Below are 20,285 nucleotides of genomic sequence, written 5' to 3'. Positions count from 1 at the left end.
AGCGAACTGAAATGACCTAGATTTGCCGCCTTAACAAAGCTCTTGGAGGTATGATCAGCAGAAGAATTATTCGGGTAAAAGTGATGCAGACCCTGTACGCATTGGATTCCTTTACCCAGCCCTCTAAGCCCGGTGAACCCGTTCGATTATTACAAAAGCAATTCGATCAGACCAGGCAGTTACTTACCTATATCCTTCACTTTATTACTGAAGTGGCCCGTTATGCCGAAACCGATGCCCGGAATCGCGCCAGCAAACATTTGCCCAGTGCAGCCGACCTGGAAGTAAATACCCGGATCGCCGGCAACCAATTACTCTGGAAAATACTGGAAGACACTTCCCTGAAAGCGGCCCTGGAAGATGATAAAGTGGAGCGCTTCCTCGATAAGGAACTGGTACGTAAAATCTATCTTGAATTGGTAAATACTCCCGAATACCAGCAATATATCAATGCTGAAAGCCGGGAATACAAACAGGAAAAAGCAATCCTTGAGTTTATTTATACGAACCTGCTGATCGGCAAGGAAGTCTTTACTTCTCACCTGGAGGAAATCTTCAATAACTGGGACGATGACTGCGAGATGGTTCACCAGCTCGTGCAACAATACCTGTCCAAACCTGGCAGTTTTAATTTCCAGCTGATGGTGAGTGCTGAAAAAATGGATTTCGCCAAAAGCCTGCTGAATGCGGTGCTTGACAAGCGGGATATCACCCTGGAAATGATCAAACCCAAACTGAAAAACTGGGATCCCGAGAGAATTGCCACCCTGGATATGATCCTGATGCAGATGGGTGTTTGTGAGTTACTTTATTTTGAAACTATCCCACCAAAAGTGACCATTAACGAATATATTGACCTGGCAAAAGAATACAGTACGCCTCAAAGCGGACAGTTTGTCAATGGAATCCTCGATAATATTCATAAAGATCTGGTCAGAGATAATAAATTGCATAAAGTAAGCTTCAAAAAATAACAGACTATGCGTTTTCTCTTTTTATCCATGTTCGCATTGGCAGCAGTGGCCTGCCAGAACAGCCCGGCATCTGAAGCAACCGCTACAGAAGCACCCGTAACCGCGCCTGCAACAGCCACCAATCTACCTGATAGTTCCCAGTTCACCAGCATTGAATGGCTGGACCAGGACAAGGATTATGGCAAAGTGACCGAAGGTCAGCAGGTGGAAGTAGCTTTTCGTTTTAAAAACAGTGGCAGCAAGCCCCTGGTAATCTATTCAGTATCTCCTGCCTGTGGTTGTACAGCTGCAGAACCTCCCAAAGAGCCAATCCTGCCTGGTGCAGAAGGTGTGATCAAAGGGTCATTTGATAGCAAGGGACGTGTAGGTACCAATAACAAATCCATTCATGTTCGTGCCAATACAAATGGCAGCATGGATCATCACCTTCAGTTTAAAGTAGAAGTAGCGGCAGCACCTGCAGCCGGGACAAAATAATTCTCAATTCACAACTCATAATTCAAAATTCAAAATGACCAATTTAGTTTTTCTTCAGGCCGGCGGCGCCGGTGGTGGTACATTCCAGTTGATTTTGCTGGGAGGTATGATTCTCGTTTTCTGGCTGTTCATGATTCGCCCCCAGGCTAAAAAAGCCAAGGAAGCCAAGCAGTTCCAGGACAATATGCAGAAAGGAGACAAGATCGTTACCATCGCTGGTATTCATGGCACCGTTAATAAAGTAAACGAAGACGGTACCCTGATGCTGGAAACCTCTCCTGGCAGCTACATGAAGATTGAAAAATCTGCCATCTCCCTGGAGTGGACCAAGAATATCAACAAAACAGCAGCTGCTGATAAAGCATAATGTTAAAAATAGGCATAACCGGCGGTATCGGCAGTGGTAAATCGATGGTAGCAAAGGTGTTTGAACACCTGGGCATTCCGGTTTACAATGCAGATACCGCCGCCAAAAGCCTGATGGAAAATGATTCTGCCTTACGGGCATCCATAACCGCTTTATTCGGTCCCGATGCCTACCTCAACGGTACCCTCAACCGTTCCTATATTTCCTCCCTCGTATTTAAAGACAGAAGCAAACTGGAGGCACTCAATGCCCTGGTACATCCTGCAACCATCCGCTTTGGAAAAGAATGGATGAGCAGGCAAACTACGCCTTACGCTATTAAAGAAGCAGCCCTGATCTTTGAATCCGGCACTCAGGATGAACTGGACTTTGTCATTGGAGTATATGCACCACAGGCCCTGCGCATCCATCGTGTTATGCAACGCGATAACCTAACCCGCGAGCAGGTATTGCAGCGCATGGCTAACCAGATTGAAGAGTCGGTCAAAATGAAACTCTGTGATTTTGTAGTAGTGAATGACGAGCAGCAATTAGTGCTGCCTCAGGTGTTGAAACTGCATGAACGCCTGAAATAATTTTTTGAGCTGAGATTGAATTTTCGTAATATTATTCAAGTTATTTCACCCCCTTGTAATTATACATTCCTTCCTGAACAGTCCTGAGTGGTTGCAGAGTGGTTCACTGACGGTTCACTACTGGTTACAGAGTGGTGGTAGAGTGGTCAATCAATGGTACAGACAGGTCAGTGAGTGGTCAAAATAAGCCGGATGGTTAGCTGGCAGCCCCCGAATGGTATGAAAGTTTCAATAAAAACACCCGACGGTCAACCGTCGGGTGTTTCTCTTCTCACATCTAACGTCTAACGTCTGACGTCTCACATCTCACGTCTCACATCTCACTTCAACTTCGCCAGCACTGCCTTAATCCTTGCCATCCCTTCCTCAATCTTAGACAGACTGTTCGTGTACGCGATGCGTATGCATTTATCTTCTCCGAATGCTTTACCGGTAACAGTTGTTACATGCGCATTCTCAAGTATGTAAAAACAAAGTTCATCCGAATTATTTACTGTAGTAGTGCCATCGGATTTTCCAAAATAGGAGCTGATATCCGGGAACACATAAAATGCTCCATCCGGCTCATTACAGGTGATTCCTGGAATCTCTGCTAGTCGCGCCATGATTACCTTCTTACGCTCTGCAAATTCTTTCACCATTGCCTTGCTGGGAGCCAGGTCAGTGGTGAGTGCTACAATCGCCGCACGCTGTGTTACTGCATTGGCACCACTGGTGATTTGTCCTTGTATTTTTTCACAGGCTTTCACAATCTCCGGAGCGCCGGCAATAAAGCCCAAACGATAACCGGTCATCGCAAAGCCCTTGCTCAATCCATTGATGATAATCACACGATCCTTGATATCATCAAACTGCGCGATGCTCTCATGTTTACCCACGTAATTGATGTATTCATAGATCTCATCACTCATGATATATACCTGCGGATGCTTGCGGAATACGTCAGCTAATGCCGACAACTCTTCCTTCGTATATACAGCACCGGTAGGGTTGCAGGGAGAAGAAAACATGAAGAGTTTGGTCTTCGGCGTAATGGCCGCTTCTACTTCTGCCGCCGTTACTTTGTATCCGGATGCTGCAGAAGTGCGGATCATCACAGGTACCCCTTCCGACATCTTCACAATTTCAGAATAGGATACCCAATATGGTGTTGGTATGATCACTTCATCACCCGTATCCACCAATGCCATGATCAGGTTCGCGATACTTTGCTTAGCACCTGTAGATACCAGGATATTCTCCGGTTTATAATCGAGGTTGTTATCACGTTTCAGTTTGGTGCACACAGCTTCTCGCAGATCCGGATAACCTGCAACCGGAGGATAGTGGCTCCAGTTTTCATCTACTGCTTTTTTCGCTGCTTCCTTGATGTGTTCTGGGGTATCAAAATCAGGTTCACCCAAACTCAGATCGATTACGTCAAATCCTTTGGCACGAAGTTCACGGCCCATTTTGGCCATTCGCAGCGTTTCGGGTTCGCTAAAGCGCTGCAACCGGGATGATAAAGACATTTTGTGTTGCTAAATTGGTTTGATTAAGAATGATTGCTTGACAATTGGTAAAAATACGAATTGGCCGGTTTATTCCAGTCATTTCTTTTGCCGAACGGCCAGTATCCGGGGCTGCTTCTCTCCTGTTGAACCAGTTTCACCGATTCCGATAAAGCTATACACTTCTCCCCTGGTCAATAAAAGATCAGCAGTTTCCAATAATACGTTGTTCTTGTCTGTCAGTTCATACCGCCAGGTTCCCGGGAACACATTTACAGAAAAGGCGGTTCCGGTAATTCCGGTGGCTTCCAGGAAGGCACGGCGATTGGCCACCTGAAGAGTATCTTCATTATTGATGAGTATCAAATTCAGGTAATCGGTTCCGGCGATACAATTGATAAAACGCACTTTTGCCAGGGTGTCTGAAAATTCTGGCTCATCTTCAATGATGGTCCATCGCCCAAAACCATTTACCGCTGTGTCAAAATGTAGTACGGTATAATAGCTGTTCGGGTCCCAGATCAAAAACTTATCATCTGTAAGAGTCTCTCCGCCAATCTTCCAGCCAATAGTTTGAACTCCGGGCCGGGCTTTTATATAGCCATTTTCATTTACCTGTCCGGCTTCTCCAAAAGCAAGATCAGCCGGTGCCAGTGGTTCTCCATCCAGTAGCAGGTTCACCTCCGCAGCATCCAGGGCAGCATTTACCAGCAGGATATTGGTTTTCGGTCCCTCATCGGTTTTGTCCTCATGCTTCAGGCAGCCTGAAAGTGTCAGGCAGCTAATCCATCCCGCCAGGATCGTATTCCTCCAACTCATAGTTTCTTTTTAGTTCCAGGAGGCACAAATTCCGGAATTTTTCCGGTTCCGGCAGCAATAAACTCCCACCCTGTCAATATTTCATCCGAAATCCTATATTTGCCACTCTTTAAAAAACTACAAAAAACGAAACAAGTATTGCGATGAGAATACTCGTGAGCATCTTTACTGCTTTCTTAATTCTGATTTCTTTGTACCAGTTGTCTTTTACCTGGTTCGTAAATCAGCATGAAAAAGGCATCGAAGAAAAGGCACTGCGGTACGTAAACACCTACCCTAAACCAGAACAAAAGTACCCCGGTAACCAGGAACTTCAACTCCAGTACCAGGATACGCTGAATGAGATCAAGAAGTCAACGGTTCGTCGTCTGCAGGACAGCACCCGCAATGAAAAAATTACCTGGTGGGGGCACACTTACCAGAAAGCAAAAGAGAACGAATTGCTGCTGGGACTGGATTTGCAGGGCGGTATCAACGTAACGATGGATGTTGCGCTGGACGGACTAATCAAAGGATTGAGCAATAATCCTGCTGATGCGAATCTGAAAAAAGCGATTGATGAAGCAACCCGCAGAAAGGCAAATTCTGATGCGGATTTCATTTCCCTGTTTGCACAATCCTTTAAGGAAGTGAATCCGGGTATCCGAATGGCGCCCCTGTTTGCTAACAGCACCCGTAACCGCCTGAAAGTGGATGCTTCGGATGAAGCTGTTGTAAGTTATATCCGCGAACAGGCTACCGCTGCCATGAAGCAGACCTATGATGTGTTGACCAAACGTATCGACAAGTTCGGGGTGGCACAGCCGAATATTTCACTGGATGAAACCAAGGGTATTATTACAGTAGAACTGGCTGGTGCAAGTGATCCTGAGCGGGTTCGTAAATATCTTCAGTCTACTGCCAACCTGCAGTTCTTTGAAGTATATAATATTGGTGAACTGGATCGTAGCCTGGAAGCTTCAGACAAAGCCCTGGCTGCTTACCTGAAAGGAACTTCTACAACCGACACGGTTGCAAAACCTGCAGCAGTTGATACAAGCGCCAAAACGTCTGATACGACTTCTCTTGCCAATGTGTTGAAGAGTGGTGATACTTCCAAGACTGCAGCAGCTCAGACTCCGGAAGCAGCCCGTGCAGCTAACCCGCTGCTGGCAACTATCCAGTTTATACCACCTCAGCAGGGTCAGGATGGCCGCGTTGCCTATGCACCTAACCTCGGTTATGTAGCAACGAAAGATACAGCCCTGGCAATGTCTTATTTAAAGAACCCCGTGGTTCAGAATAATATGCCTGGTGATGTGAAGTTCCTCTTTGGCATGCCGGAGAAAAACGAAGATGGCAAAGTGCAGGATTTTGTTGCACTCTATGCGATCAAAACGATTCCGGGTTCTGAAAAAGCCAAACTCGAAGGAGAGAATATTACGGATGCCTTCCAGGATTTCAACCCTGTTACCAACCAGGTTACCGTAAACATGACCATGAGCAAGCAGGGTGAAAAAATCTGGGCTAAGATGACCGGCGATAATGTTGGACGCGCTATTGCGATTGTCCTGGATGATATCGTTTACTCAGCTCCCAATGTAAATGAACCCATCACTGGTGGTAACTCACAGATCTCCGGTTCGTTCTCTGTTCAGGAAGGTCAGGATCTTTCCAATATCCTGAAAAGCGGTAAACTGGATGCCCCTGCGAAAATCGTTCAGGAGCAGGTAGTTGGACCTACACTCGGACAGGAAGCCATCTCCGGTGGTTCTCTTTCTTTCCTTATTTCCTTTGCTGTGATCTTCATCCTGATGCTGGTGTATTACAACACTGCCGGATGGGTTGCCAATATTTCACTTATGTTGAACCTGCTCTTTACCGTGGGTGTACTGAGTTCGCTGAATGCAACGCTGACAGCTCCTGGTATTGCGGGTCTGGTATTGACCATCGGTATGGCGGTGGATACCAATGTGGTAATCTTTGAACGTATCAAGGATGAACTGACCAGAGGTAAATCTTACCAGCAGGCCGTAAATGATGGTTACAGCCGATCACTTTCACCTGTATTGGATGGTCACCTTACTTCTTTGATAACTGCCTTTATTCTGTTCTATTTCGGTCTTGGTCCGGTGCTTGGATTCGCAACCACACAGATCCTCGGTTTGTTGCTGAGCCTGTTCTGCGGTATCCTGGTTTCCCGCCTGGTAACTGATTTCTGGACCAATAAAAATCGTCACTTCAAATACTTCACAGGCATCAGTCGTAGCATCTTTAAGAATGCGAATTTTGATTTCGTGAAAGTGCGGAAAGTAACCTATGTTATTTCTGCCATCATCCTGGCACTTGGTATTGGAGCTTTGATCAACGGTTTTAACCAGGGTGTTGAATTCAGTGGCGGACGCAGTTTCATCGTGAAGTTTGACAAGCCGGTTTCTACTACAGCAGTTGCGAATGACCTGGAGAAAGTACTGGGAAGCACGCCAATCATCAAAACTTATGGCGGTGCCAACCAACTGGATATCACTACTGATTACCTGATTGAACAATCCGGTCCGGAAGTGGATGACCAGGTGCAGGCGAAACTGTTTGAAGGATTGAAAAACTTCCTGCCAGCAAATGCTACAGCAGAGGAATTTGATACCAAATACAAGCAGGGTTCCAAGAAAGTAGTACCCACCATTTCGGATGACTTGAAGCAAGGTGCTAAATGGGCCACTTTCTGGTCATTGCTGGGTATCTTCCTGTATATCCTGATTCGTTTCCGCGACTGGCGTTATTCTTTCGGTACGATTGTGGCGTTGATTCACGATGCGTTGGTAACACTGATTGTATTCTCCTTCTTTAAGGACATCGTACCCTTCTCACTGGAAATTGATCAGCACTTTATTGCTGCGATCCTGACAGTGATTGGTTTCTCTACCAATGATACGGTGATCGTGTTTGACCGGATCCGTGAAAACAGTCACCTTATGAGGAATGCTACCCGTGCACAAATCATCAATAAATCCATCAACGATACCTTAAGCAGAACCATTATGACTTCTGTAACGGTATTCCTAACCATCCTGATCCTCTTCCTGGTAGGTGGTGAGGTAACCAAAGGATTCGCCTTTGCGATGTTGATTGGTGTGATCACCGGTGTGTATTCATCCATCTTTGTGGCTGCTCCGATCCTGGTGGATTTCGGTAAAAGCAAACCGCTGGGAGGTGATTCTAACGAGGTAATGGAGTCTGCACCTGCAGCTGCAGCGAAAGCGTAATAGAATATTTTAATATAAAAAAGGCTGCCTCAATGGAGGCAGCCTTTTATATTTATACAATTTTAATCCGCCTGATCATGATAAGTTAAAATAAATTCTGCGTTTAGCCGTTGAAGTTAGTTCAACCCTTTGCCGATGAAACTGATTAGTATGCTGGTGGCTGCCATACTGGTGGGCACCCCTTTGCAACTGCTTGCCCAAACGGCTGGTGCAGGTACATTGTCTACCATTGAAAGCCTGGCTAATACCATCCAGGCTAACGATGAAAAAATTGGAGCGCTCAACCGACAGCATCTTGAATCTTATGATGCTGAAAATCAGAAACTCCTGGCGCTAAAAAAGAAACTGAATGACCTGATTGCGGAGAAAGCAAATGCACTCAAAGAACTTCGCAGCGGACTCTATTGCAGTCAGTGTAAAAGACCAAAATCCGAAATTGAAAGAGGAGGTTCTGAGACCTACCAGGGGCATTTACGCAGGGTAAATGGTGTATCTGTTCCGGCAACCAAAGAACATATTGATAGTAAGATGGCCGAATACGATCGACTGATCGCAGCCCAGGAGGAATTGATCAAAAAATTCCAGACAGAGGAAAATGAGTTTACCAGAAAGCGGGCAGACATTGATAAACAAATGAATGAACTGCGAGGTAAAACAGATGACATGCGGGCAAAAATTGTAGCCCTAAGTAAAGACTACAAGGATAAAGTTGTTCAGGAAGCAAAATCAATTACCCTGACCTGGGTGGATGAAATATTACGAACGCTGGCTGAGAAACATTATGCGGAAGACCGTATTAATATCATCAATGTTAAACTAAGTGAGTTGCAACAGGAAGAGGCAAAAGCTGTGAGTGAACTGAAAGAAAAAGTAGCCAAAAAAGTGGAGCAGGATAAGAAACAACTCAATGAGAAAATAACCACGAACCGGAGTCGCATCAATGAACTGGATCAATTACACAAGGACCGGATCAGCAGATTACGTTCCGAATTAAACGCACTCAGAACAAAATTATCCTCGATCAAATCTGAGCTCCAACTAAACACGAAACTAACAGCAGAGGAAAAAACGGCAATGGATGCCAACAGCAAGGAGCTTGAGAACCGGATCAGTCAGCAGGTGAGTGAAATACAGGCACATGAAGAAAAATATTCAACAGATCGCCGGCAACTGCTGGCAGAAATAAAGCAAGCTGAAGATAAAATCTGGGAGTTGACAGTAAACCTGTCATCCATACAGGAAGAGGCATTGAAAGGATTACGGAATGCATTTACAACGAAACGAAAAATTCTGCAGGATGCACATACAGCACGCATTGCATCACTGGAGCGGCTTGGCAGCCTGGTAAACAATAAAACAGATGTGTACAGGAAAAAACAATCCGAATATGATGCCAAAGCAAATAATGAACGAATCCGATTATTAAGAGCATGTGAAAAGGCAGGTTGTTCCTGTTATGGCAGGGATGCCCAGGGAGAATTTAACCTGATCGCCAACAATCGTCTTACTTGCGTAGGCTCAATGGATAACCTGCATGCCAATAATAGTGTTTATTATGGCTGTGAAGAAGAATCCGTACGATATAAAAGCCATTACCATTCCTGGGTAAATGGTTTATCAGATTCCGATATGGATGCGCTTCGCAAAAGCTCATCCAAAACCAGGTACGACATGATCCTGAATAAAATCACCAATTAATTCAATTATTATCAAAATATGAAGGCAATTCTAACCGGACTTCTACTGGTATGCAGCATACTAGCAATAGCACAAACCGATGATTTTTTCACCATTGAAAGAAGGATCAAAGATCATATCAAAAATGGTCGTTGGGATGAAGTGGTGGTAACTGCACCTGATCTTGTAATTGCAGATCCTACCAATGGGAATGGATACTATTATACGGCAATGGCATTCCTGAAATTAAACCAGCCAGATAAGGCCAGTGAATACCTTGCACAGGCAGAACCATTGGCAGATGCAGAGCTAAAGCCCTTGTTATCAACATTAAAAAATGAGATTAACCAGTACCGGGAAGCAAACCAGGTATTAGAACTTGCCGAAAAACAGGAAAAACAGGGCAGCAAACGAGCTGCTGATGAGTGGAAAAAGCTTTGGGAACTCGATAAACTGAAAACCGAGTATGCACTAAATGCAGTTGAGTTATATGTTGAGCAAAAAAATTATCCGCAGGCGCTGGAAATTTTAAAAGATCCAGCCATGGCAAATGATCCTGGTGCCCAGGCCTTATATAAGCGAATTAACAGTACCCCGGAGATGACCAAAATCAATGGTTATAATGAGGCCCTGTTATTAGGCAAACAAAATATGAAAAACGGAAATTACAGTACAGCCATTAGCAACTTCTCAACTGCACTTCGTTTCCAGCCGAATGATGTAGAAGCTGGTTCGCAGAAAAAACTGGCAGAGGATGAACTGGCCTGGCAAACTACCCGCAAGACCAATACACTTGAAGCATTCGAGAACTATTTGAAAGGCACTACTTTACGTAATCATAAAGCAGAAGCAGATGATATTGTGATGCGCGCGCTAATCCGTTTTGGAAATAAAGCTGCGTCAGAAAACAATTTCAAAGACATGGAGTATTACTTCGGTAAATACATGAAACAATATCCAAATGGTTCAGAAAACACAGCCGCCCGTCAAACCATGTGCGATACCTACCAGGCTGCAGCTGATAAAGAAAAAGATAAAAAAACAGCATTTGCGCAAAAGCAATCCATCGCGTATTTAACGAAAGTAAAGACCATCTGCAGTAGTACGCCGGCGCTGGAGACTGCACTGAAAACAGCCAACAAAAAAGCAATCCGGTATGGCAGACCCAATCGTGGCTTCATTGCATATGTTTATGATAGCCTGGCTCCAATCGGTTTATCTTTTGGTACTATCAATAACCGTAAAGTGGGTATGTACATTACAGTTCGCGCCAATGAGAACCTCTTCCAGGGAAATAGTTTTTATACAGTGAATGACCAGGGTATGTATGATGGGAGTGTTTTTGATGATGTTCGCCCAACCGGAGAAACGCGTACCAGTCATTTTGATGGCATGCTGGGACTCACCAAAAAAATCGCCTTCCCTTTATGGTTGTATGCCGGAGGGGGAATTAATTATTCCCAACTCTCCATTCAGGTAGATGAATACAATGACAGTGGACGATTTATAGAATCTGAATGGATTAAAAATACCGATCAGCAATTCATAAAACCGGTGGTAGAAGCAGGCGCTATTATTGATGTAGGAGGCTTCCAGCTACGCGGCGGCGGGAAAATGATTGATTTCAAGGATATCTATTATACCCTTGGAGTGGGCTTTTCCTTTCGCCGGGGTTGATTCAATCCTATTAAACAGCGAAGGAAGTACCGCATCCGCAGGTCTTGCTGGCATTGGGATTGGTAAAAGTGAAACCACGATTATTGAGCCCGTCCTGCCAGTCGATTTCCATACCCATCAGGTAGATCCCATGAGATTTGGTCATGGTACAGGGAATACCATCGATGGTGAACTGCTCATCGCCTTCTTCCATCTTATCAAAACCGAGGATATAACTCATACCTGAACAACCGCCGCCCTTTACGCCTACGCGTAAAACCTGGCTTTTGTCGAATTCCGGAGCCTCCATTAAGCGCTTGATCTCACTGATAGCCCCTGCTGTCATTGTAACCGGTGTAGTTGTTGTCATTTCCATACTGCAAATTTAAGGATTCCGGCCACTCCACCCGGTCAGGTAAATCCTTTACTTTTGCTGCTTAATTGTTAAGCTTTTATGGATAATACAATCGTTTGGATCGTTGCCGGCATTGCACTTGTTGGTTTTGTAGGCCTCTATCTTTATTTCTACCGGAAGGACAAAAAGTCCATCGCCGATATCAGTCAGAAAGTGGATGCCGCTACCAGTAAAGATCAACAGGTGGCAGGTGCTTCCAAACAAATGCAGCTGGCGGCCTATGAGCGACTGGTAATTTTAGCCGACAGAATCGCACTGCCCAACCTCATCAGCAGAAGCAATGATCCCTCTTTTGATAAACGTGGAATGCAACAACTGCTTACCCAAACCATCAAACAGGAATTTGAATATAATCTCTCTCAACAGATCTATGTGAGTGCTGCTGCCTGGGACGCGATTCGCAACCTGAAAGAGCAGAACATCATGATTGTAAATCAGCTCGCCGCCATCCTGCCGGATGATATGAGTGGTGTGGAATTCAACAAAAAGATCATTGAGTTTGTAATGAACCAGCCCCAGGGCTCCATGCATAGCCTGGTGCAGGAAGCCTTAAGCTATGAAGCAAAGAAATTACTGAGTTGATTGCAAAACGATGAATTGCCATGTCAGAAAAAAAAATCACCACCGACAGCGGTATAGAAATTAAACCGGTTTATTACCCCGGTGATTTGCCGACTGCATGGGATGGTTCCGAACAACCGGGACAATTCCCCTACACGCGGGGCGTTCAACCCGATATGTACAGGGGAAAGCCCTGGACCATGAGGCAGTATGCCGGTTTCTCTACTGCCGAGGAAAGTAATAAACGCTATCACTATTTATTATCGCAGGGGGTATCCGGACTTTCAGTTGCCTTTGACCTGCCCACACAAATCGGATACGACAGTGATCATGCCATGGCAGAAGGTGAAGTTGGAAAAGTGGGGGTGGCAATTGACAGTCTACAGGATATGCAGGTACTCTTCCAGGGCATACCACTGGAATCTGTCAGTACCTCCATGACGATCAATGCCACCGGATTCATATTACTCTCCTTTTATGTGGCACTGGCCAAACAGCAGGGAGCCGATCTCAGCAAAATCAGTGGTACCATCCAGAATGATATTCTGAAAGAATACGCTGCCCGCGGCACTTATATCTATCCACCCAAACCATCCATGCGTATCATCACCGATATCTTTGAATGGTGCAGTGGTTCATTGCCCAAATGGAATACGATATCCATTTCAGGTTACCATATCCGTGAGGCCGGTTCAACTGCAGTGCAGGAGATCGCATTTACACTATCTAACGGGAAGGCTTATGTGAAAGCAGCACTGGAGCGCGGACTCGACATCAATGTTTTCGGCAAACGCCTCTCCTTCTTTTTCAACGCACACAACAACCTCTTTGAAGAAGTGGCCAAATTCCGCGCTGCCCGTCGCATGTGGGCAACTATCATGAAGGAACTGGGGGCTACTGATCCCAAGGCCATGATGCTGCGTTTCCATACCCAAACAGGTGGCAGTACCCTTACTGCGCAACAACCCCAGAACAATATCAGCCGGGTAACGATTCAAACCCTGGCCGCTGTACTGGGAGGCACACAATCACTGCATACTAACGGGTATGATGAGGCGCTTTCTCTGCCAACTGAAGAAGCGGCTCGTATTGCTTTGAGAACCCAGCAAATCGTTGCCTTTGAAAGTGGCGTGGCCGATACGGTGGATCCCCTGGCAGGCTCCTATTTTGTAGAAGCGCTCACTTCTCAACTTGAGCAGGAAGCGCTGGCTTTAATGGCAAAGATAGATGCCATGGGCGGCAGTGTATCTGCCATTGAACAAGGCTTCATGCAGGATGAGATCGCGCGTAGCGCTTATGAATACCAGAAAGGGATTGAAAGCGGTGAAAAGATCATTGTGGGTGTCAATAAATTCCAGATTGATACTGAAGCTTCCATTCCTATATTCAAAGTGGATGACAGCATACGGCAGGTACAGATTGAAAAACTGAATGCCTTAAAGAATAACCGCAATCCGGCAATGGTTGACCAGGTACTGCAAAATCTGAACGACAAAGCGGCTTCCGGTGAAAACCTGATGCCGGCAGTAATTGAGGCCGTAGAACAAAAATGTACGTTGGGAGAAATTGCAGATGAACTCAGGGGCGTATTCGGAGAACATCGCTAGCTGATTTTTCTTAACTTACTGACCAACATAACCCACACATCATGGTTCGATTTCTTACCCTTCTGCTCGCAGCTTCCAGCTTCTGCCTGACAGCCGGGGCACAAAGTAACCTGGATGCAACCATCCAGGCGAAAGCCAAACAGGTTCTGCCCAAAGTGATTGAATGGCGGCGGCATATCCACCAATATCCCGAGCTGAGCAATCGCGAATTCAAAACAATGGAATACATCGCGAATCACCTGCGTTCCCTTGGCATTGAAGTACAGGATAAAGTAGCAAAAACAGGAGTAGTGGGACTCTTAAAAGGAGGCAAACCCGGCCCTGTGATTGCCCTGCGCGCAGACATGGATGCCCTGCCTGTGGAAGAAAGAGTGGACCTGCCCTTTAAATCAACCCAGAAAGCAGATTATCTTGGGCAGGAAGTATCGGTTATGCATGCCTGTGGGCATGACAGCCATGTGGCCATCCTGATGGGTACGGCAGAGGTATTGGCTGCCATGAAAAAAGACATTGCAGGAACTGTGAAGTTCATTTTTCAGCCTGCAGAAGAAGGTCCGCCCGGTGAGGAAGAAGGCGGCGCACCATTAATGGTGAAAGAAGGCGTGATGGACAATCCCAAAGTAGATGCGATTTTCGGTTTGCATATTTCATCCAATACAGAAAGTGGCAGTATCAGATACAAGCCAGGGCCGTTTATGGCATCCTCCGACTGGTTCACCATCAAAGTGAAAGGCAAACAGGCACATGGTTCTGCTCCCTGGGGCAGCATTGATCCGATTGTTGTGGGAACTCAAATCATAGCAGGATTGCAGACAATTGTGAGTCGCCAGGAAAATATTGTCAAAGCACCGGTGGTGATTACCGTAGGTAAATTCCATAGCGGCGTACGCAGCAATATCATTCCCGAGGAAGCAATACTGGAAGGCACCATTCGTACGCTGGATGCCGAAATGCAGCGCGATGTGCATGCACGCATCAAAAAAACTGCTGAAAAGATTGCAGAAGCCAGTGGTGCAACTGTGGAAGTAGATATTGACACCAAAACCCTGGTTACCGATAATGATTCCAGCCTGACAGCCATGATGGCACCATCACTTCAGAAAGCAGCGGGAAAGGATAAAGTGCAAACACAATCCTGGACTACCGGCGCTGAAGATTTCTCCTTCTTTGGTGAGAAAGCCCCTGCCCTGTTTTTCAATTTGGGAGGCATGCCGGTTGGTACCGATCCTGCTAAAGCACCGGGCCATCATACACCGGATTTCTTCATTGATGACAGTCAACTGGATGTAGGTGTAAAAGCTTTCTGCCACCTGGTATTTGATTATGCCAATCTCCAGGCGAAACAGAAACAGGCACCAGCAAAAAAAGGGTTTTAACCCTTTTTCTGCTCTTTCGCCCAGGCATCTTTCAATGTTACCGTGCGGTTGAAGACCAGTTTTTCTTCACTGGTATCTTTATCCAGGCAGAAATAACCTTTACGCAGGAACTGGTAACGCTCGTCAAAACTGGATTTGAGCAAAGCAGGCTCTGCATAAACGTGATCGATCACCTGTAATGAATCGGGGTTGATATAGGATTTGAAATCGCCTTCTTCACTGGAAGGATCTTCCACTCTGAACAGCCGATCATATAATCTTACTTCTGCAGATACCGCGTGTTTGGCACTTACCCAATGCAGGGTGCCTTTTACATTAATACCGGATGTATCGGAGCCACTCTTACTCTCAGGGATATACGAACAATGCAGTTCGGTAATAGTTCCTGCATCATTTTTCACTACTTCATCGCAACGGATGATGTAGGCACTTTTAAGGCGCACCATTTGTCCGGGTGCGAGTCTGAAGAACTTCTTTGGTGGTACTTCCATAAAGTCTTCGCGTTCGATATACAATTCCCTGCAGAATGGGATATCCCTGTGTGTAATTGTTTCCGCTTCCGGATTGTCTTCACTTTGCAGCAATTCCTCCTGCCCTTCGGGATAATTCGTAAGGATCACTTTTAACGGATCAAAAACCACCATGCGGCGCAGTGCACTTTTATTCAGGTCTTCCCGTACACAAAATTCCAGGAGGGATACATCAATCATATTCTCCCGTTTTGCAATACCGATGCGGTCGCAGAAATCGCGGATACTGAAAGGAGTATAACCTCTTCTGCGCAAACCGGAAATAGTAGGCATACGCGGGTCATCCCAACCCGTAACATGTTTTTCATTTACGAGTTGCAGCAATTTTCGTTTACTCGTAACCGTGTAGTTCAGGTTACGACGGGCAAATTCATATTGATGGGAAGGATAAATCTCCAGTTTTTCTATACACCAGTCATACAGTTCACGGTGTGGTACAAATTCCATGGTACACAGAGAGTGTGTTACTTCCTCTATGGAATCCGATTGACCATGCGCAAAATCATACATCGGATAAATACACCAGGCATCACCTGTACGGTGGTGATGAGCATGTTTAATCCGATAAAGCACCGGATCGCGCATGATCATGTTGGGATGTGCCATATCGATTTTTGCCCTCAGCGTGCGACTCCCATCCGGAAATTCACCAGCTTTCATACGGGCGAATAACTCCAGGTTTTCTTCTACAGACCGATCCCGATAAGGGCTATTCACGCCAGGCTGGGTGGTAGTACCTTTCATGGCAGCGATCTCTTCAGAAGTAGAATCATCTACATAGGCCAATCCCTTGTTAATGAGTTTTATTGCAAATGTGTAGAGCTGATCAAAATAATCAGACGCATAGAGTTCATTTTTCCAGGTAAAACCCAGCCATTTGATATCCTCTTTAATGCTTTCCACATATTCCGTGTCTTCAGTAACCGGATTGGTATCATCAAACCGGAGATTGGTATAACCTGGGTACTTCAGGGTGAGACCGAAATTCAGGCAGATGCTGGAAGCATGCCCGATATGAAGATACCCATTAGGTTCCGGGGGAAAACGGGTGATGATGGAATTGTATTTTCCGGCAGCTAAATCTGCTTCAATGATCTCTTCAATAAAATTGAGGCCTTTCTCTTCTTCTTTCTTGATGTCGCTCATACGTAATGATTCCTTTGGAAGGGCGAATTTACGGCCTTTTCGCGGAGGATAAAATCCTTAGTTGCGGGCACCAAAAAGCAGACTGCCGATTCGAACCAGGGTGGAGCCTTCTTCCAGCGCGATGGTATAGTCGCCACTCATTCCAAAGCTCAGTATTTTACTATTGTTATCAGGAAGGATCGCCGGCAGGTATTTGTTCGCCCACTCTGTCAATTGCCTGAATTCCTGGCGGATTTGCGCCTCGTTTTCGGTAAAGGAAGCCATTCCCATCAACCCTCGAATTTGAACCCCTTCAAACGCCTCCGGACTAGCGGAAACGGATGCCACAAGTTCCTGTAACTCTGCCTCATCCAGACCAAATTTGGTTTCTTCCTGCGCGATGTGAACCTGGAGCAGGCAATTCACGCGCCGGTTGAGCTTTACTGCCTGCTTACTGATTTCCTTTAGAAGTTTGAGACTGTCCACCCCATGGATGAGGTATACAAAGGGAACAATGTATTTCACCTTGTTGGATTGCAGGTGTCCGATAAAATGCCAGCGAATATCTTCCGGTAACTGTGCCTGTTTATCAACCAGTTCCTGCACATAATTTTCTCCAAAATCACGCTGCCCCGCATCGTACAAAGCTTTGATATCCGACACCGGCTTGATCTTGCTCACTGCCACAAGCAACGCATTTGCAGCAGCACATTCCTTGTTAATTTTCTGGTATTGAGTAAGGTTGACAGACATGGTGCGAAGGTACGAAAAGGTGAGACGTCAGACGTGAGACGTGAGAAGAGGGGGAAAGGAGACGGGAAAAAGGAGACGGGAATGTCTCACGTCTCACGTCTGACATCTCACAAAAAAAGCGCCCTTCTTTCGAAGTGGCGCTCAAGCAAGCAAAACCAAACCTATTTTAGTACGGAGCGACCAATTACAATGCGTTGTACTTCGGATGTACCCTCATAGATCTGGGTAATCTTGGCGTCGCGCATCAATCGCTCAACGTGATATTCCTTAACATAACCATAGCCACCATGTACCTGTACAGCTTCCGTGCTGATCCACATAGCTGCTTCGGAGGCATACACTTTGGCCATTGAACTACTTGTCGTATAGTCGATACCGTTATCCTTTTCCCAGGCCGCTTTCAGACATAAGAGACGGGCTGCTTCCACTTTGGTAGCCATATCCGCCAGTTTGAACTGAATAGCCTGGTGGTGCATGATCTCCTTACCAAATGCTTTCCGCTGTTTGGCATACGCAACAGACAATTCATAGGCACCACTTGCGATTCCAAGGGCCTGGGCGGCAATTCCAATTCGACCACCCGCAAGGGTTTTCATGGCAAATTTAAATCCAAATCCATCCGCACCAATCCGGTTTTCCTTTGGCACTTTTACATCTGAAAAAGAGATACTGTGTGTGTCACTGCCGCGGATCCCCATTTTATTTTCTTTGGCACCAACACTTACGCCGGGCCAGTTTTTTTCAACGATAAAGGCATTAATGCCGGAAGAACCTTTGGCAACATCTGTTTGCGCAATCACGAGGTAAACAGAGGCAGATGATCCATTGGTGATCCAGTTTTTAGTACCATTCAACAGGTAGTAATCACCTTTGTCTTCCGCTGTGGTACGTTGTGAAGTGGCATCACTTCCTGCTTCCGGTTCACTTAACAAAAAGGCCCCGATATACAAGTCGCCATCCTTTTTTCCCTGAGCCAATGGGGTCAGGTATTTTTGCTTCTGTTCTTCTGTTCCAAAAGTTTCCAATCCCCAGCACACCAGGCTGTTGTTTACGCTCATACAAACACTCACACTGGCATCCACTTTACTGATCTCTTCCATTGCCAGCACATAACTGATGGTATCCATTCCGGCACCGCCATAGGCTGGATCAACCATCATTCCCATGAAACCGAGTTCTGCCAATTGCAGAATCTGCTCTTTGGGAAACTGTTGTTTTTCGTCGCGCTCAATCACACCCGGCAAACATTGTTGCTGTGCAAAATCCCGGGCCGCTTTTTGAATCATCAATTGTTCTTCTGTCAACTGAAACTGCATCGGATACGCTTAAAGTGGAGCAAAAATAACCGAAAAACCTGTTCAACTAACGATTGTTAGCTATTTTTTGTAAAAAAATTGGTTCGTTTTGCAACTATTTAATTGTCAACTACTTAATGCCCTAATTTGAAGGGATATAGTAGCTTTGAAAAATGGCTACCATACTTGACAGCAACTATTGGAACAATCGTTACCGCAATGCGGAAACCGGTTGGGACATTGGTTATGCATCCCCTCCCCTTACGAATTATTTTGATCAGCTAACGGATAAGAATAAACGAATCTTAATTCCGGGTTGTGGTAATGCTTATGAAGTAGCTTACTTATTGGAGAAAGGATTTCAGCATATTACAGTCATTGATATTGCGCCGGAGCTGACAGCTGTACTCGCTAAAAAGTTTGCACCCCATGTTGGCAAAGAGCTTACCATCATTACCGGTGATTTTTTTGAACACCAGGGGGTCTATGATATCATAATTGAACAGACTTTCTTTTGTGCGCTGGATCCATCTCTGCGCTCTCAGTATGTAGACAAAATGTTTTCATTACTTGCTCCCGGCGGAAAGCTGGTGGGGGTACTCTTTAACAGGGCTTTTGAAGGGGGACCGCCATTTGGAGGATCTAAAGAAGAATATGAGCAACTTTTTGCTTCAACATTCAGCCGGAGAAGTATGGAGCCTTGTTACAACTCCATACCTCCCCGGAAAGATGCTGAATTATTTATCCGAATGGAAAAATAGTGCGACTTACTTAGGCAATACCACACTATCTATCACGTGGATTACTCCATTGGTTGCTTGCAGATCGGTTGCAGTTACCCAGGAAGTTCCACCGTTTTCATCGGTCAGTTTTACTTTACCTCCATCCAGTGTAGCTGTCAGTTTGCCACCGCTTACAGTCGACAATACAGCTTTGCCGCCACCTGCCTGGATGGCTTTTACTACTGCAGCAGCATCCAGTTTACCGGCTACTACATGATAGGTAAGGATTTTAGTAAGTGCCGGCTTTGCCTCAGGCTTTAACAGGCCATCTACAGTTCCAGATGGCAATTTGCCAAATGCCGCATTGGTCGGAGCGAATACAGTGAAAGGTCCGGCTCCCTGCAAGGTTCCTACTAAATCAGCTGCTTTAACAGCGGCCACCAGCGTGCTGTGATCTGCACTTCCTGCAGCCACTCCAACGATGTCTTTACTTTGTGCGTTTGCTGAAAAAATAGAGGCAGCACCGATTACCATGAAAAGGAAAAACTTTTTCATAAAATGTTTTTTAATTGTTGAGATTAATTACCCGTTTCTTACCCACTCTTGGTGGATAACATGATTGAC

At 45.6% G+C, this 20,285-nt stretch carries 18 protein-coding genes; 11 read left to right on the top strand and 7 right to left on the bottom strand.

Features of this window, described 5'->3' with window-relative positions:
* The first annotated feature begins 50 nt into the window (after positions 1 to 50).
* Genes nusB through coaE form a run of 4 tightly spaced genes read left to right on the top strand, consistent with a single transcriptional unit; the run spans position 51 to position 2,393 of the window.
* On the top strand, positions 51 to 974 hold the full coding sequence (gene nusB / locus L0U88_RS09085; protein ID WP_234865730.1) for a transcription antitermination factor NusB: 924 nt from the start codon (positions 51 to 53) through the stop codon (positions 972 to 974).
* Between the two features lie 6 nt (positions 975 to 980).
* Positions 981 to 1,451, top strand: a complete 471-nt coding sequence (locus L0U88_RS09080; protein WP_234865729.1) for a DUF1573 domain-containing protein — start codon at positions 981 to 983, stop codon at positions 1,449 to 1,451.
* A gap of 34 nt (positions 1,452 to 1,485) precedes the next feature.
* On the top strand, positions 1,486 to 1,818 hold the full coding sequence (gene yajC / locus L0U88_RS09075; RefSeq protein ID WP_234865728.1) for a preprotein translocase subunit YajC: 333 nt from the start codon (positions 1,486 to 1,488) through the stop codon (positions 1,816 to 1,818).
* Positions 1,818 to 2,393, top strand: a complete 576-nt coding sequence (gene coaE, locus L0U88_RS09070; protein WP_234865727.1) for a dephospho-CoA kinase — start codon at positions 1,818 to 1,820, stop codon at positions 2,391 to 2,393. Before yajC ends, coaE begins: the two co-directional genes overlap by 1 nt.
* Before the next feature lie 320 nt (positions 2,394 to 2,713).
* Here the strand turns inward: coaE and L0U88_RS09065 are convergent, their stop codons facing one another.
* Together L0U88_RS09065 and L0U88_RS09060 are read right to left on the bottom strand one after the other, a co-directional pair.
* Complete coding sequence (locus L0U88_RS09065; RefSeq protein ID WP_234865726.1) at positions 2,714 to 3,904, bottom strand: pyridoxal phosphate-dependent aminotransferase; 1,191 nt, start codon at positions 3,902 to 3,904, stop codon at positions 2,714 to 2,716.
* Positions 3,905 to 3,982: 78 nt separating this feature from the next.
* Positions 3,983 to 4,702, bottom strand: coding sequence for a DUF4397 domain-containing protein (locus L0U88_RS09060; RefSeq protein ID WP_234865725.1), 720 nt, complete (start codon positions 4,700 to 4,702; stop codon positions 3,983 to 3,985).
* 143 nt (positions 4,703 to 4,845) lie between these two features.
* On the opposite strand from L0U88_RS09060, the gene secDF reads away from it, so the two are divergent.
* From secDF to L0U88_RS09045, 3 genes are all read left to right on the top strand, one after another.
* Positions 4,846 to 7,944 (top strand): protein translocase subunit SecDF, encoded by a 3,099-nt coding sequence (secDF, locus tag L0U88_RS09055; protein WP_234865724.1) that lies wholly within the window; start codon positions 4,846 to 4,848, stop codon positions 7,942 to 7,944.
* Between the two features lie 135 nt (positions 7,945 to 8,079).
* The gene (locus L0U88_RS09050) at positions 8,080 to 9,642 is read left to right on the top strand and encodes a coiled-coil domain-containing protein (RefSeq protein WP_234865723.1); all 1,563 of its coding nucleotides are present in this window, start codon (positions 8,080 to 8,082) and stop codon (positions 9,640 to 9,642) included.
* Positions 9,643 to 9,660: 18 nt separating this feature from the next.
* Positions 9,661 to 11,298, top strand: a complete 1,638-nt coding sequence (locus tag L0U88_RS09045; protein WP_234865722.1) for a tetratricopeptide repeat protein — start codon at positions 9,661 to 9,663, stop codon at positions 11,296 to 11,298.
* A gap of 10 nt (positions 11,299 to 11,308) precedes the next feature.
* On the opposite strand, the gene L0U88_RS09040 is transcribed toward L0U88_RS09045, so the two are convergent.
* A complete protein-coding gene (locus L0U88_RS09040) occupies positions 11,309 to 11,653 on the bottom strand; it encodes a HesB/IscA family protein (protein ID WP_234865721.1) in 345 nt (114 codons plus the stop codon).
* Between the two features lie 78 nt (positions 11,654 to 11,731).
* Here L0U88_RS09040 and L0U88_RS09035 point away from each other — a divergent pair, with 78 nt between their 5' ends.
* Genes L0U88_RS09035 through L0U88_RS09025 form a run of 3 tightly spaced genes read left to right on the top strand, consistent with a single transcriptional unit; the run spans position 11,732 to position 15,236 of the window.
* Entirely contained in the window at positions 11,732 to 12,274 is a 543-nt protein-coding gene (locus L0U88_RS09035; protein ID WP_234865720.1) for a DUF7935 family protein, read from the top strand.
* Positions 12,275 to 12,294: 20 nt separating this feature from the next.
* Entirely contained in the window at positions 12,295 to 13,860 is a 1,566-nt protein-coding gene (locus L0U88_RS09030) for an acyl-CoA mutase large subunit family protein (protein ID WP_234865719.1), read from the top strand.
* A gap of 41 nt (positions 13,861 to 13,901) precedes the next feature.
* Positions 13,902 to 15,236 carry an amidohydrolase gene (locus L0U88_RS09025; RefSeq protein WP_234865718.1) on the top strand — a complete coding sequence of 445 codons (1,335 nt, stop codon included), beginning with the start codon at positions 13,902 to 13,904 and terminating at the stop codon, positions 15,234 to 15,236.
* Here L0U88_RS09025 and L0U88_RS09020 read toward each other — a convergent pair.
* The 3 genes from L0U88_RS09020 to L0U88_RS09010 all read right to left on the bottom strand — a co-directional run bounded on the left by L0U88_RS09020 (position 15,233) and on the right by L0U88_RS09010 (position 18,960).
* Positions 15,233 to 16,912, bottom strand: a complete 1,680-nt coding sequence (locus L0U88_RS09020; RefSeq protein ID WP_234865717.1) for a glutamine--tRNA ligase/YqeY domain fusion protein — start codon at positions 16,910 to 16,912, stop codon at positions 15,233 to 15,235. The two genes, L0U88_RS09025 and L0U88_RS09020, sit on opposite strands and share 4 nt — an antisense overlap.
* 57 nt (positions 16,913 to 16,969) lie before the next feature.
* Positions 16,970 to 17,644 (bottom strand): YggS family pyridoxal phosphate-dependent enzyme, encoded by a 675-nt coding sequence (locus L0U88_RS09015; protein WP_234865716.1) that lies wholly within the window; start codon positions 17,642 to 17,644, stop codon positions 16,970 to 16,972.
* 161 nt (positions 17,645 to 17,805) lie between these two features.
* On the bottom strand, positions 17,806 to 18,960 hold the full coding sequence (locus L0U88_RS09010) for an acyl-CoA dehydrogenase (RefSeq protein WP_234865715.1): 1,155 nt from the start codon (positions 18,958 to 18,960) through the stop codon (positions 17,806 to 17,808).
* A gap of 152 nt (positions 18,961 to 19,112) precedes the next feature.
* Here L0U88_RS09010 and L0U88_RS09005 point away from each other — a divergent pair, with 152 nt between their 5' ends.
* On the top strand, positions 19,113 to 19,700 hold the full coding sequence (locus L0U88_RS09005; protein ID WP_234865714.1) for a methyltransferase: 588 nt from the start codon (positions 19,113 to 19,115) through the stop codon (positions 19,698 to 19,700).
* Positions 19,701 to 19,706: 6 nt separating this feature from the next.
* Here the strand turns inward: L0U88_RS09005 and L0U88_RS09000 are convergent, their stop codons facing one another.
* Positions 19,707 to 20,216: a fasciclin domain-containing protein gene (locus L0U88_RS09000; protein WP_289623306.1), complete on the bottom strand. Its 510-nt coding sequence runs from the start codon at positions 20,214 to 20,216 to the stop codon at positions 19,707 to 19,709.
* Positions 20,217 to 20,285 lie beyond the last annotated feature (69 nt).

Origin of the sequence: Flavihumibacter fluminis, assembly GCF_021491375.1 — a bacterium.
Lineage (GTDB): Bacteria > Bacteroidota > Bacteroidia > Chitinophagales > Chitinophagaceae > Flavihumibacter > Flavihumibacter fluminis.
Note: the sequence above shows the minus strand (reverse complement) of the source record. Positions and strands in the feature narration are given on the sequence as shown.